This window comes from Actinoplanes sp. NPDC004185, from assembly GCF_053603475.1.
Genome location: NZ_JBSGFR010000004.1, coordinates 258533 through 271249 on the forward strand (window position 1 = coordinate 258533; position 12717 = coordinate 271249).

Below are 12717 nucleotides of genomic sequence, written 5' to 3' on the forward strand. Positions count from 1 at the left end.
TCGCCGCTGCCGCTTCGATCGGGCCGGACCGTCCTTGGCGGCACCGGACGTTTCGTCGGCGGCCGTGCCGTCGTGGTCCGGCTGAACCGCGTCTCGGGACGTCTCGGCGGCTGAGAGCTGGTCGAGTCGTTCCACGGACGCGCCGTGCCACGGTGACTGGGATTGCTCGGCTTCGGAGGAAAAGAGGTCCGCGGAGTCGACGGCTCGCCGATCTGACGGCACGCTCTGCGCGCCCGGATGCTCGAGGGCCGGCGGTCGGCTGTCGCCGTCCAGAACTGCGCCTGGAAGCGCCGAATGATGATCGGCATCCTCGCTCGCCCGCGCTGGTGAGGCCTCGGCGCTTGGGACCGAAGCGGCATCGCCGGGAGGGCCCTCCGGGCGAGCGTGCGGCCCGACCGGCGCGGACACATCCAGGGGCACCGGAACGCGGCGAGCCCACGCCGCCGCCTCCGCCGGCGCCACTCCCTGGGCGGTGAGCCTGCGCATCACCTGCAGGCGGTCCATGTCCTCCGGGGTGTAGCGCCGGTGTTGGCCCGGCACATGGTGACTCGGCCCCAGCCCGTACCGCTGGTGCCAAGTGCGCAAGGTGGTCACGGCGACGCCCAGACGGCGGGCAACCGCCCCGGCCGTCAGGGCCTCATCGGCCACCCGACCGCTCCGGTGCATCGTCGGCCGGCCGTGGTACGCCCGCGGGGTCGGCCTGGGGTCCCAGGGCCAGGTGGCGGATGAGTCGCTCGGTGACCCCGGGGAGCCACGGCGCGTACGACCGCAGATCCTCGCGCAGGCCGTTGTTCAGCTCCTCGACGGACGTCCAGCGCACGTCCGCGACCTCGTCCGGGTCGACGAGCAGCCGGGCCTCCGCGGGCACGTCGCCCAGCAGCACGTGGTCGTACTCGTATTCGACCAGCCCGGTGGTCGGATCCTCGGCGTAGTACGAGTAGACGCCGACCTCGGTCAGCGCGACGTCATCGACACCGATCTCCTCGACGAGACGGCGGGCGGCAGCTGCGGCCGGCGTCTCCCCGGGCAGGGGGTGGCCGCAGCACGTGTTGGCCCAGCGCAGGGGGAAGCGGGTCTTCACCGCGGCTCGCTGCTGCAGCAGCACTCGGCCTTCCGGGTCGCGCAGGAACACCGAGAAGGCTCGGTGCAGCCGGCCGGGGGCACGGTGCGCGTCGCTCACCGTGGCGGCGCCGGCCGGCACCCCTTCGGTGTCGACGAGCTCGACGAGGTGCGTCTCGCGGGACGCGGTCACAGGGCCCTCCCCACGAGGTCTGCCGCGGTTCCGGTGATCCGGGAGGCGGCCAGTTTTCCGGAGATCAAAACCATTGGTACGCCCACGCCCGGCTGCGTGCCGGACCCGGTGAAGACGACGTTGGGCAGAGTCGGATGGAGGTTACTCGGGCGGAACGGGCCGGTCTGCGTGAAGGTGTGCGACGACGCGAACGGGGTGCCGGCGGCCATGCCCTGGGCGGCCCAGTCGTCCGGGGTGATGATGCGTTCCACTTCGATGCCGTCCCGGAAGCCCACGTAACCGCGCTGCTCCAGCACGCCCGCGATCTCGTCGGCGTAGCGCCGGCCGAGGCCGCCCTTCCAGTCCAGCGGGGCGACGTCGAGGTTCGGCGTCGGGGCCAGGACGTAGTAGGTCTGCCGGCCGGGTGGGGCCACGCTCGGGTCGCTGTGACTCGGGTTGGTGACCAGCAGCGAGGGGTCGCTCATCAGCAGGCCCTGGTGGATGACCTCGTCGAACGTGCCCTTCCAGGCCGTACCGAAGTGGATGTTGTGGTGGGCGATCTTCGAGTAGCTCTGCTTCGAGCCGATGTGCAGCACGACACAGGACGGCGAGTACGTCAGCTTGCGCGGGCGGCGGGACTCGGGCAGCAGATCCCGGTATGCGACGGGCAGGTCGGGGTTGAGCACCACGACGTCGGCCGGGATGCGTTCGCCGCTGTCGGTGATGACCCCGGTGGCCCGGCCGTTGGCGGTCTCGACGCGCGTCACCGTCGTCTCGTACCGGAACTGGACGCCGTGCTTCTCGGCCGCGCCGGCCATCGCCTTGGGCACCGCGTGCATGCCGCCCCGCGGGAAGAAGACGCCGGCGACCGAGTCGAGGTAGGCGATGACGGCGTAGATGGCGAGCGCGTCGTGCGGGGCCAGGCCGGCGTACATGGCCTGGAAGGAGAAGATGCGCTGGGTCCGGGGGTCGCGGAAGTACTGGTTGATCTTCGGCTGGAGCCGCCGGAAGCCGCCCATGCCGAGCAGCTTGAGCAGGCTCGTGTTCATGAGGTCGAGCGGGGTGTCCAGGTTGCGGTCGATGAAGTTGTTGCGCTCCAGGCGCCACAGCTCACGGGCGAAGTCGACGAAGCGCAGATAGCCGTCGGCCTCGCGGGGACCGCAGACCCGGGAGATCTCGGCGGCCATCTGGACGGTGTCGGTCTTGACGTCCAGGGTGGAGCCGTCCGGGTAGAAGGCGCGGTATGCCGGGCTCAGCGGGGTCAGCTCGAGCCAGTCGGAGAGTCGCTCCCCGACGGCGGCAAGCGGCTCGGCGATCAGCTCCGGCATGGTCAGCACGGTCGGGCCGGTGTCGAAGTCGAACCCGTCGACCGAGAGCCGGCCCGCCCGTCCGCCCGGCACCGCTTCGCGCTCGACGACGGTCACCTGCCGTCCGGCCGCGGCGAGATGCAGCGCGCAGGCGAGCCCGCCGAGTCCCGCGCCCACCACGACTACCCGGTCCGTCGTTCCCGTCACTTTTCGCACGTCAACAGCTCCAGGGGGTCAAATCTTCATCATGCCCGGCGGTGGCTCGCGGAAGCCGCCAGGTTGGTCAGTGCCGCACGGGCGTCGTCATGGATCGGTGCGCTCGCCAGCGCCTCGATGCCTTCCGCCACCCGCTGCTGGATCAGGGCCTCGACCTGCGCGACGGCGCCGGTCTCGGCGATGACCTCGGCGCGGCGGGCGATCGCGGCGGGGGAGTTGAGCCCGCCGGAGCCGTCGGCGGGGATGACGGCTCCGGCGGGGTCCGGGGTCAGCTCGGCCCGCTGGGCGGGCGACGCGAGCTGATGGGCGAGCATGAGCAGTGTCGTGGGCTTGCCGGTGAGCAGGTCGTCGCCGGCCGGCTTGCCGGTGACCAGGGGATCGCCGTAGACCCCGAGGAGGTCGTCGCGCAGCTGGAACGCCTCGCCGACCGCGATGCCGTAGCGGTTGTAGGCCTCGTCGACGGCCGCCGCGTCGGCGTCGGCCGGCCCGGCCAGCGCGAGACCGAACTGCAGCGGGCGCTGCACTGTGTAGCTCGCGGTCTTGTGCCGGGCCACCAGCAGCGCGCGGTCGACTGACCAGGCGGCGGGCTCGGTCTCGCCGAGGACGTCGAGATATTGCCCCGCGACCGCCTCGATGCGCATGCGGTCGTAGCAGGCGCGGACGGCGAACAGCGTGGCGGTGGAGACGGCGGCCCGGGCCAGCAGCTGGTCGGCCCAGACCAGGCAGAGGTCGCCGACGAGGATCGCCGAGGTGGTGCCGAAGTGGTCGGAGTCGCCGAGCCGCCCGGCGTTGCTGTGCTGGGCGGCGAAGATGCGGTGGGCGGTGGGGCCGCCGCGCCGGGTGGCCGAGTCGTCCATCACGTCGTCGTGGACGAGCGCGAACGTGTGCATCAGCTCGAGCGCCGCGAGCGCCGGCAGTACCGGCTCGACGGGCTCGCGCGCGGCCACCACACCGCGCCACCCCCAGTAGGCGAACGTCGGGCGCAGCCTCTTGCCGCCGGTCAGCACGAGATCCCGTGTCGTGCGGGCGAAGCGGCCGAGCGCCGGGTCGACGTCCTCCAGCGCGGCGGTCTGGCCGCTCAGGAACTCGGCCAGAGTGCCCTCGACAGCCGTCGTCAGCCCGTCCGCTTGGACGGTCTGGCGGGGTATCCCGATACGGGGGTTTCCCTCGAGGATGTCGTTGGCCACGGAGGCGACATTACCGTAGGCTGCGAGTTGCGTCGATTCATGCGTCGATCTATTTGGGAGGGCCCGTGGAGGTCGACCTGGCGGCCGCCTATGAGCGGTGCCGTGAGCTGCACAAACGCCATGGCCGCACCTACTACCTGGCGACCCGGTTGCTCCCCAAGTGGAAGCGACGTCACGTCCACGCCTTGTACGGTTTCACCCGTTATGCGGATGAAATCGTCGATCGCACCGAGGATCTGCCGCCGGCCGAGCGGGCTGCCCGCCTCACCGCCTGGTCCGACGAGTTTCTCGCCGGTCTGGCCGGGGCGCCCACCGACGACCCGCTGCTGCCCGCCGTGCTGCACACCATCGCGGTGTTCGACCTGGACCGTGCCGACTTCGCGGCGTTCCTGCGCAGCATGGCGATGGACCTCACCGTCACCTCGTATGCGACCTATGACGACCTGCTCGACTACATGGAGGGTTCGGCCGCGGTCATCGGCACGATGATGCTGCCCATCCTCGGTTCCAGCGACCCGGCCGCCGCCCGCGAGCCGGCCCGCCAGCTGGGCCTCGCCTTCCAGCTCACCAACTTCATCCGCGACGTGGCCGAGGACCTGGACCGCGGTCGCACCTATCTGCCGGACGAGCACCTCGCCGAGTTCGGGGTGACCCGCGCCGATCTCTTCGCCGCGCAGGCGGCGGGCCGGTCCACCCCGCAGATCAAGGCGCTGATCCGCGCCGAGGTCGCCCGCGCCGACGAGCACTACGCGGCCGCCGCGCCGGGCATCCCGCTGCTGCTGCCCGGGTCCCAGGCCTGCATGCGCACGGCTTATGAGCTGTACGGCGGCATCCTCGACGAGGTCGCGGCCGAGGACTACGACGTCTTCACCCGACGGGCCACAGTGCCCAACCAACGCCGCGCCGCGGTGGTGGCCAAATCCCTGCTGACCCGACCCGGCACCCCGACAACGGCCTTCGCCCGCAGCTGAGCCCCGGCCTGAGCCCTCGCCCGAGGTCCCGCCTGAGCCCGGCCCCGAGGCCGCAACGAGGAGCGGACCAAGCCGGCCGGCGTCCAGCACCGAAGCCAGAACAAGGCCCGGGACCCGAGCCCCGGAATCGACGCAACCGAGCGGAACAGAGAAGCGGAGCTGACATGCGAACGGCCGTCGTCCTGTTCACCCGGGACCTGCGGGTGCACGACAACCCGGCGCTGGCCGCCGCCTGCGCCAACGCCGAGCAGGTCGTCCCCCTGTTCGTCCTCGACCCCGGCCTGCAACGCCTCTCGCCGAACCGCGCCCTGTTCCTGCACCAGAGCCTCGCCGACCTGCGCGAAACGCTCCGCGGCCTCGGCGGCGACCTCGTCGTCCGCACGGGTGACCCGGTCGTCGAGGTGATCAAGGTGGCGACCGAGGTCGGCGCCGAGGGCATCGCGCTGAGCGCCGACGTCAGCGGCTATGCCCGGCGCCGGGAGCAGCGGCTCGAGCAGGAGTGCGAGCAGCACCGCATCTCCCTGCGCCTGTTCCCTGGCACCACGGTCGTGCCGCCGGGTGCTGTGCGACCCGGTGGCGGTGGCGAGCACTACCGCGTCTTCTCCCCGTACTACCGGGCCTGGTCAGGGGCCAAGTGGCGCGACGAGGTGGCGACGCCCGCGCGCATTGTGCTGCCACCTGGGCTGAGCACGGGCGAGCTGTCCGAGCCGCCGGCCGGGGAGTCGCCGGCGGCCGCCACGGGAGGCGAGACGGAGGGCCGGCGTCGGCTGACGACGTGGCTCAAGCACGTCGGCCCGTACGACGACCTGCACAACGACATGCCCGCCGACGGCACTTCGCGGCTCAGCGCGTACCTCCGGTTCGGCTGTGTCTCGCCGTTGACCGTGGCGAACGCAGCGCGGGCGCTGGACGGCCCGGGCCCCGATGCCTTTGTCCGCCAGCTCGGCTGGCGTGACTTCTACTACCAGGTCACCACCGGGTTCCCGGCCATTTCGACGCAGGCCTACCGCAGGTCGGGCGACGGTGAGTGGCGCGACGATCCGGAGGCGCTGCTGCACTGGCAGGAGGGGACGACCGGGGTGCCCGTGGTCGACGCGGGCATGCGTCAGTTGCGGGCCGAGGGCTGGATGCACAACCGGGCCCGCCTGATCACTGCTTCGTTCCTCACCAAGCACCTCGGGCTCGATTGGCGCGACGGCGTGCGGTGGTTCTTCCGCTGGCTGATCGATGGTGATGTCGCCAACAATTCGGGTAATTGGCAATGGGTGGCCGGCACCGGGAACGACACCAAGCCGTACCGGCGCTTCAACCCCATCCGGCAGGCAGAGCGGTTCGACCCTGACGGCGTGTACGTTCGGCGCTACGTCCCGGAGTTGATTTCCATCCCGGGCCGAGCCGTACACCAGCCTTGGCGACTACCGGATACGGTTCGCTCAGGTCTCGACTATCCCGGCCCGCTCGAGTCGCACCGCGACGAGGCGGTGTGGCTGCGGCCATGACCGGGGTGCCGGTGAGTTTCCTGTCCGGTTCGCCGGACGGGATGTGGAAGCGGGTCCTGCCGACCCGTTGCGTTCGTCCGTTGAAGGCCGGCAGGACCCGCGACAAACTGCCCACGCGACCGGACCGGAAACCTCACGACCAGCGGAAGGCTCAGGCCGGCAGCGTGCGCCAGGACCCGTAATGGTGCACGGCGATGCCGCCGAAGGCCCCTGTCTGCCGGGTCGCCTCATCGACCTTGGTCAATTCGAGCGTCAGCGCGGCCGCGCCCTCCTCGTGGAAGGTGCAGTGCAGGCAGTCGGCCAGCGGCCCGGTCTCCGCCGCCAGCCGCACCCGCTTGCCCGCCGCCTTGCCGCGGGCCAGCCAGTCCAGGCTGACCGCCAGGATGGAGTTCGGGCCGGTCCCGGTGTCGCGGTAGCTCATCACCGTCACCGCGTTGACGCGGCGCAGCACCTCGTCGGCCAGGTTCTTGCGGCCGAGCTTGTACTGCCCGAACCAGAACGGCACGTCGGCCTCCAGCGACAACGTGCTCGCGGCCCGCATCCGGTCCAGCAGCTTGAGGTACGCCGCCTCGGTCCCCGGCAGGTCGGTGGTCCAGCCGTCGACCAGGTACGGCTCGACGTCGAGGTGGATGCCGTCGAAGAGGCCGGTCGACACGACGGTCCGCTGCCAGGCCAGGGCCGCGGCGTGGTCGGTGACCCAGTCCGGGTCACCGCCGAGCGCCCGCAGCTTGATCCGGCGGGCGACGGCCATTTCCTTGAGCTCCTGCAGTCGCGCCAGGCCGCCGTCGGTGAGCACCGACGGTGCGATGTGGACGAAGACCTCGGAGATGTTGTGCTCGCCGGCCCAGCTGATCACGTCAGCGGCCGGATCGTCGCCCCACAGCCACATGGCGCGGGTGTTCACCGGCACCGCGATCAGGCCCGCACTGCCCGCCGACGAAGCCCCCGGCAACGCCGTGGCGGCGGCCATGAGAATGGCAGACACCAGCCCTGCCTGCCATCGCCCTCTCATGACCGCCCCCTTTACCGTGGTGATTCCGCTTCCGCGAGGAAACAGAATCGGCGGGGCCTGCGGTCAGGTGAGAAGTCGTAGCGAGGAAATCGCCGTGTCCACCGCATCGACCCGGTCGAAGTCGCCGATCCGGCGGGTGACGTAGGCGATCGAGTGCCCGGCGGCCGGGTCCGCCCAGGCCGCGTTGCCACCCAGCCCGCCCATGCCCCAGGTGCCGTCGGATTCGATCTGCACGCCCAGGCCCCAGGTCGTGGACTGCTCGATGAACAGATCCGGACCGGAGAAGTGCGCCGAGACGAGGTCGGTGACGAGGTCCGCACTGAGCAGGCGATGCCCGTCCAACACGCCGCCGGCCAGCAGCCCCGCATAGAAACGGGCCAGCGAGTCGGCCGTCGCGTGCAGGTTCACCGCCGGAATGACGGCCCGGCGCCACAGGTCGCTGTTGAGGACGGCCAGGTCCCGCGAGCCGGGCGGATTGGCGACGGCTCGCGCGCGCACCGAGCCCGGCTCACCGGCCAGCTGGCTCTGCCGGTCCGGCCGGTCGAACTCCAGCTCGGCGCACCGGTCCGTCTCCGCGGTGCCGAAGCCGAAGTCGAGCTGCCACGGCCGGGCGATCTCCTCGGCGACGAAGCGCGCGGGCGGCCGGCCGTCGACGCGGCGGACGAGTTCGCCCAGCAGATGGCCGTAGGTCAGGGCGTGCTCGGCAGCCACTGTGCCCGGCGGCCACTCGGGGTGCGCGCCGGCCAGGTCGGCGCAGAGCAGATCCCAGTCGCTCCACGCGGACGCTTCCCGCGGCACGGGGAAGAAAGGGAGGCCGGCCGTGTGCGTCAGCAGCTGCCGTACCGAAGCATCGGTCGTGAACCGCGGCCAGTGCCGCGCGATCGGATCGTCCAGGCCGATCAGGCCGCGATCGATGAGCAGCAGGACCGCCAGCGCGATCACCGGCTTGCCCACCGAATAGACATTGACCAGGGTGTTCGCCGTCCACGGCCGGGTCCGCGCGGTGTCGGCCCAGCCCTCGCGCAGATCGACCACCAGGTCGCCGTGACGTCGCACCGCGAGAGCCGATCCGCCGCGCGGCCCGGCCGCGAAAGCGTCCCGGACCGGTTCGTATCCGGGCGCCACGAAGCCGTCGATATTACGGTCCGCTGACATGGGCGCACAGTACCCGGCGGTGGTGGAAAGCTGGTCCCATGGGCGAAGCGCAGCAAGCAGATGTGGTGGTCGTCGGTCTGGGCGTCGGCGGCGAGGAGGTCGCGGGACGGCTCGCGCAGGCCGGTCTGACGGTCATCGGCGTCGAGCACACCCTGGTCGGTGGCGAATGCCCCTATTGGGGCTGCATCCCGACCAAGATGATGATCCGCGCCGGCAACGCCCTCGCTGAGGCCCGCCGCATCCCCGGCCTGGCGGGCACGTCGCAGGTCACGCCCGATTGGGCGCCGGTCGCCCGGCGGATCCGTGAGCAGGCCACCGACACCTGGGACGACAAGGTCGCCGTCGACCGCTTCACCGGCAAGGGCGGCCACTTCGTGCGCGGCCGGGCCACCATCACCGGGCCGGGCCGGGTGCGGGTCGACGAGCAGGAATGGGTGGCGAGCCGCGGCATCGTCGTCGCCACCGGGACGACGGCGGTGATCCCGCCGATCGAAGGACTCGCCGGCACGCCGTACTGGACGAACCGCGAGGCCGTCGAGGCCGAGACCCTGCCGGACACGCTCCTGGTTCTCGGCGGCGGCGCCATCGGCCTCGAGCTCTCCCAGGTCATGGCCCGCTTCGGCGTGCAGGTCACGGTCATCGAGGGCAGCGACCGGCTGCTCGCGATGGAGGAGCCCGAGTCGTCGGAGACCGCGGCCGCGGCCTTGGCGGCCGACGGCATCAAAACCCTGACCGGGGTACGCGCAAAGCACGTCACCCACTCCAGCGCCGGCTTCTCGGTCCAGCTGTCCGACGGCTCCACGGTCACGGGCGAACGGCTGCTCGTCGCCACCGGACGCGCCGCCCGCCTCGGTGGCCTGGGCCTGGAAAACGTCGGTCTCGACCCGTCGGCCCGCTTCCTGACCACCGACGACCGGATGCGCGCCGCTGAGGGGGTCTGGGCTGTCGGCGACGTGACGGGAAACGGCGCCTTCACCCACATGGCGATGTACGAGGCCGATGTCGCCGTCCGCGACATCCTCGGTCAGGGCGGCCCGGGAGCGGACTACCACGCCAAGCCCCGCGTGACCTTCACCGATCCCGAGATCGGCGCTGTCGGCCTGACCGAGCAGCAGGCCCGCGACGCCGGCATCGACGTCCAGGTGGGCTACTCGAGCCTGCCGTCGTCCTCCCGCGGGTTCGTGCACGGACCGGGCAACGAGGGGTTCACCAAGGTCATCGTCGACCGGTCCCGCGGCGTGCTGATCGGCGCTACCTCAGCCGGCCCGTCCGGCGGCGAGGTTCTCGGGGCCTTGACCGTGGCGGTCAAGGCCGAGGTGCCGGTGGCCACGCTGCAGGCCACGATCTGGGCCTACCCGACATTCCATCGGGCGATCGGTGACGCCCTGCATTCCCTCTAGAGCGGGACGGTCGCCGTGATCGTGGTGCCTGCCACGGACGTGACGATGGACAGCTCGGAGAGTTGCCGGGCGATCCACAGTCCGCGTCCGCCGGGCAACGAAGGCGGCGGCAGGGTGTGGCCGGCGTGGGCTGGATCATCCAGGCCCGCGCCGGCGTCACTGACCTCGCAGTGCAGCAGACCGTCGGCCAGCCACAGCCGCAGCCGGCCGGTGCCGCCGCCGTGCCGGACGGAGTTGCTGGCCAGCTCATGCGCGATCAGCACCATCATGTCGACGGTCCGGGCATCCGCCACCGTGGAGACGTGCGCGGCGACCGCGGCTCGGACGCCGTACAGGCTGGCGTCGTCGAAGCCTTGCTCGAGCAGCACCCCGTCAGTTGCCTGCGGCGGGGCGGGGGTGGTGCCGATCGGCTCAGCGTTCGCCATTGCGCACCAGCATCCGCAGCGCGGGCACCTCAGCGGCACCCGCCACCGTCAACGTCCGTTCGATCGGCTCCGCACACACCACGATCATCCGGCGCGGTTCCGGCAGGTTCGCCGCCGTCCGCAGGATCACGGCGGCCGCGCCGGCGTCGATGAAGCGCAGGTGATTGAGGTTGAGGTGCACGTCGTGATCCAGGCGGACCGCTTCGGCGAGCGCGTCGCTCAGCACGTCGGCCCGCGCATAGTCCAGCTCGCCCGCCACCCGTACGCCCGGCGGCACGTGCTGCCGGCAGATCCGCAGCACCGGGTCCTCGTGATAGACGGTCGCCGCCACCGTCCGGGGATGCACCCGGGCGGCATAGGCGAGGGTGACCGGGTCGAAGCTGTCCCGGTTGTATTCGCAGATGGCGGTCAGCCGCCCCGCGGCGAAGAGCCGTCCCACCTCGGACTCGAAGACCAGCAGCTGCTCGGCATTCGCCTGCGGCCGGGCCGCCCAGCACATGTCCGCGGTGATCCGCAGACCCGTCCGGCCGTCCCGGTCAGCCTGGGCGAGCTCGCGCGCGAGGAGCTCGACCATGGTGGCGGCATCCGGCCCCGTGCCCCCGCCCCACAGCCGGTCACTGTCGGCCACGGTGAGCTCCGGCCCGCCCTCGAGACCGCGTTCCAGCAGCTCGGCACGGAGACCGTCGACATCGCCGGCGTCCGTGAAGCAGATGACCCGCTCGTTGCGTGACTGCCCGGCGGCCACGAAGGCGGCCAGGATGTCCAGCCGCTCCTCGGGATCGGTGAAGGTCAGGCAGGCGTGGTCGCCTGGGCTGAGCCGATCCACCGGTGTCGTGGCGACCATGCGTCCTCCTCAGGAGCCCGGGGCTGGAAAGGTACCCGATGACTGAAGGGCCCAAGCAAGGTTTGGCCGCACGGCGCTGGGTAACCCCATCGGCATGGTGCGGCAGACGATCTCCCGGCTGGAGCAGGCCTCGGCGCTGGACGCCGTCAGCGATCGCCTCCAGGGCGTCGTGCAAAGTGCGATCAAGCCCCGGCGTCTGCGGGACCTGCTGCACGGCACGTGGCTCGGCCATCCCCTGCACCCCGTCCTCGTCCAGCTCCCGGTCGGCGCCTTCATGAGCGCCGCTGTGCTGGACGCATTGCCGGGTCAGGACAAAGCTGCGACCACGTTGATCGCCGTCGGCACGGCCGGCGCCGCTCCCGCGATCACCGCCGGCCTCGTCGACTGGTCCTCCCTCTCCCGTGACCAGCGCCGGGTGGGTCTGATCCATGCCGCGGCCAACACGGTGGCCCTCGGCCTCTATGCCGGGTCACTCGCGGCGCGCTTCTCCGGCCGGCGAGGACTGGGCAAAATCCTGGGGTACGCCGGACTGAGCATCGCCGGCGCCGGGGCCTACCTGGGTGGGCACCTCTCGTACGAGCAGGGCGCTCAGATGAACCACGGTTCTTCCGAGGTCCTGCGCCTGCCCGAGGACTGGGCCGAGGTCGGCGAAGTGGCGGAGCTGCCGGAGGGCAAGCCGACGGTCCGGACGATCGGCGACGTCCGGGTGCTGCTCTACCGCCTCGGCAACGAGGTCACGGCGATGGTGGAGCGCTGCGGTCACCAGGGCGGCCCGCTCGGCGAAGGTGATGTCGAGGGATCAGGCGACAACGCCTGTGTGGTCTGCCCGTGGCACGGAAGCACGTTCCGCCTCAAGGACGGCTTGGTCGTGCACGGGCCGGCGGGCGGGGATCAGCCCACGCTGCGTACTCGCGTCCGTGACGGAGTGCTGAGCGTGGCCACGCCCTGAGCGCGTTCCCGCAGGTCAACGCGTTGTGGCGTGGGACACGGGGGGCCGATTTGGAGCCCGGGAAACGAGCAGGTAATGTTTTGCGAGCCGGCAGGGAAACGGGCGAGGCAAGCAGAACGAACTGACCAAGCGTCAGGGAGATCAGCTACCGGCCGTCCTGCCAAATCCTTCGAACTTCGGGATCGTAGCAACGCTGCCCTGCGCAGTGGAGCCCCGAGCCCGGGACGAAGGGTGCGCTAGGTACGAACGGCACGAACCGGGAGATACCGGTTGACAGGGCCAGGACGACCTAGTAAAGTTGAACGAGTGCCCCGGGAGCGGGTCGCCTGGTTGGGCGGCAGTTTTTTCGGTGTGTGGTTGTTCTTTGAGAACTCAACAGGGTGCTAGATAAGCCAGTGCCATGAGTAATGCCTCGGCCCTTTGGGGTTGGGGGTTCTTCTGGCAGCAAGTTTTTGATTGTTGCTGGGATGATTTTCCACAGATTTTGTTGGAGAGTTTGATCCTGGCTCAGGACGAACGCT

At 70.9% G+C, this 12717-nt stretch carries 11 protein-coding genes and 1 pseudogene; 4 read left to right on the forward strand and 8 right to left on the reverse strand.

Annotated elements, in window-relative coordinates; translation table 11 throughout:
• Positions 1 to 321 precede the first annotated feature (321 nt).
• The 4 genes and pseudogenes from ACWEOZ_RS06485 to ACWEOZ_RS06500 all read right to left on the reverse strand — a co-directional run.
• Positions 322 to 648: pseudogene (locus ACWEOZ_RS06485) on the reverse strand (MerR family transcriptional regulator); the annotation flags it as partial.
• Entirely contained in the window at positions 638 to 1252 is a 615-nt protein-coding gene (gene idi, locus ACWEOZ_RS06490; protein ID WP_451909707.1) for an isopentenyl-diphosphate Delta-isomerase, read from the reverse strand. The gene idi and the pseudogene ACWEOZ_RS06485, both read right to left, overlap by 11 nt.
• Positions 1249 to 2754 carry a phytoene desaturase family protein gene (gene crtI / locus ACWEOZ_RS06495; RefSeq protein ID WP_451909708.1) on the reverse strand — a complete coding sequence of 502 codons (1506 nt, stop codon included), beginning with the start codon at positions 2752 to 2754 and terminating at the stop codon, positions 1249 to 1251. The genes idi and crtI overlap by 4 nt, the downstream gene beginning before the upstream one ends.
• 29 nt (positions 2755 to 2783) lie before the next feature.
• Complete coding sequence (locus tag ACWEOZ_RS06500; RefSeq protein WP_451909709.1) at positions 2784 to 3941, reverse strand: polyprenyl synthetase family protein; 1158 nt, start codon at positions 3939 to 3941, stop codon at positions 2784 to 2786.
• Positions 3942 to 4006: 65 nt separating this feature from the next.
• Here ACWEOZ_RS06500 and ACWEOZ_RS06505 point away from each other — a divergent pair, with 65 nt between their 5' ends.
• On the forward strand, positions 4007 to 4912 hold the full coding sequence (locus ACWEOZ_RS06505) for a phytoene/squalene synthase family protein (protein ID WP_451909710.1): 906 nt from the start codon (positions 4007 to 4009) through the stop codon (positions 4910 to 4912).
• A gap of 164 nt (positions 4913 to 5076) precedes the next feature.
• Positions 5077 to 6411, forward strand: coding sequence for a cryptochrome/photolyase family protein (locus ACWEOZ_RS06510; RefSeq protein ID WP_451909711.1), 1335 nt, complete (start codon positions 5077 to 5079; stop codon positions 6409 to 6411).
• A 151-nt stretch (positions 6412 to 6562) separates the two neighbouring features.
• On the opposite strand, the gene ACWEOZ_RS06515 is transcribed toward ACWEOZ_RS06510, so the two are convergent.
• Complete coding sequence (locus tag ACWEOZ_RS06515; RefSeq protein ID WP_451909712.1) at positions 6563 to 7396, reverse strand: hypothetical protein; 834 nt, start codon at positions 7394 to 7396, stop codon at positions 6563 to 6565.
• A 90-nt stretch (positions 7397 to 7486) separates the two neighbouring features.
• Entirely contained in the window at positions 7487 to 8578 is a 1092-nt protein-coding gene (locus tag ACWEOZ_RS06520) for a serine hydrolase domain-containing protein (RefSeq protein ID WP_451909713.1), read from the reverse strand.
• Between the two features lie 38 nt (positions 8579 to 8616).
• Here ACWEOZ_RS06520 and ACWEOZ_RS06525 point away from each other — a divergent pair, with 38 nt between their 5' ends.
• Positions 8617 to 9978, forward strand: a complete 1362-nt coding sequence (locus ACWEOZ_RS06525; protein ID WP_451909714.1) for a dihydrolipoyl dehydrogenase family protein — start codon at positions 8617 to 8619, stop codon at positions 9976 to 9978.
• On the opposite strand, the gene ACWEOZ_RS06530 is transcribed toward ACWEOZ_RS06525, so the two are convergent.
• On the reverse strand, positions 9975 to 10403 hold the full coding sequence (locus ACWEOZ_RS06530) for an ATP-binding protein (RefSeq protein WP_451909715.1): 429 nt from the start codon (positions 10401 to 10403) through the stop codon (positions 9975 to 9977). The genes ACWEOZ_RS06525 and ACWEOZ_RS06530 overlap by 4 nt on opposite strands.
• Entirely contained in the window at positions 10390 to 11247 is an 858-nt protein-coding gene (locus ACWEOZ_RS06535) for an MEDS domain-containing protein (protein WP_451909716.1), read from the reverse strand. Before ACWEOZ_RS06535 ends, ACWEOZ_RS06530 begins: the two co-directional genes overlap by 14 nt.
• A 94-nt stretch (positions 11248 to 11341) precedes the next feature.
• Between ACWEOZ_RS06535 and ACWEOZ_RS06540 the strand changes: the two genes are divergently transcribed.
• Positions 11342 to 12196 carry a Rieske 2Fe-2S domain-containing protein gene (locus tag ACWEOZ_RS06540; protein WP_451909717.1) on the forward strand — a complete coding sequence of 285 codons (855 nt, stop codon included), beginning with the start codon at positions 11342 to 11344 and terminating at the stop codon, positions 12194 to 12196.
• Positions 12197 to 12717: the final 521 nt, after the last annotated feature.

What these genes read in the sequence shown, in the direction of transcription:
- ACWEOZ_RS06510 (WP_451909711.1), top strand. Translation starts at nt 5,077, where the DNA reads ATGCGAACGGCCGTCGTCCTGTTCACCCGGGACCTGCGGGTGCACGAC.
- ACWEOZ_RS06520 (WP_451909713.1), bottom strand. Translation starts at nt 8,578, where the DNA reads ATGTCAGCGGACCGTAATATCGACGGCTTCGTGGCGCCCGGATACGAA.
- ACWEOZ_RS06525 (WP_451909714.1), top strand. Translation starts at nt 8,617, where the DNA reads ATGGGCGAAGCGCAGCAAGCAGATGTGGTGGTCGTCGGTCTGGGCGTC.
- ACWEOZ_RS06530 (WP_451909715.1), bottom strand. Translation starts at nt 10,403, where the DNA reads ATGGCGAACGCTGAGCCGATCGGCACCACCCCCGCCCCGCCGCAGGCA.
- ACWEOZ_RS06535 (WP_451909716.1), bottom strand. Translation starts at nt 11,247, where the DNA reads ATGGTCGCCACGACACCGGTGGATCGGCTCAGCCCAGGCGACCACGCC.
- ACWEOZ_RS06540 (WP_451909717.1), top strand. Translation starts at nt 11,342, where the DNA reads ATGGTGCGGCAGACGATCTCCCGGCTGGAGCAGGCCTCGGCGCTGGAC.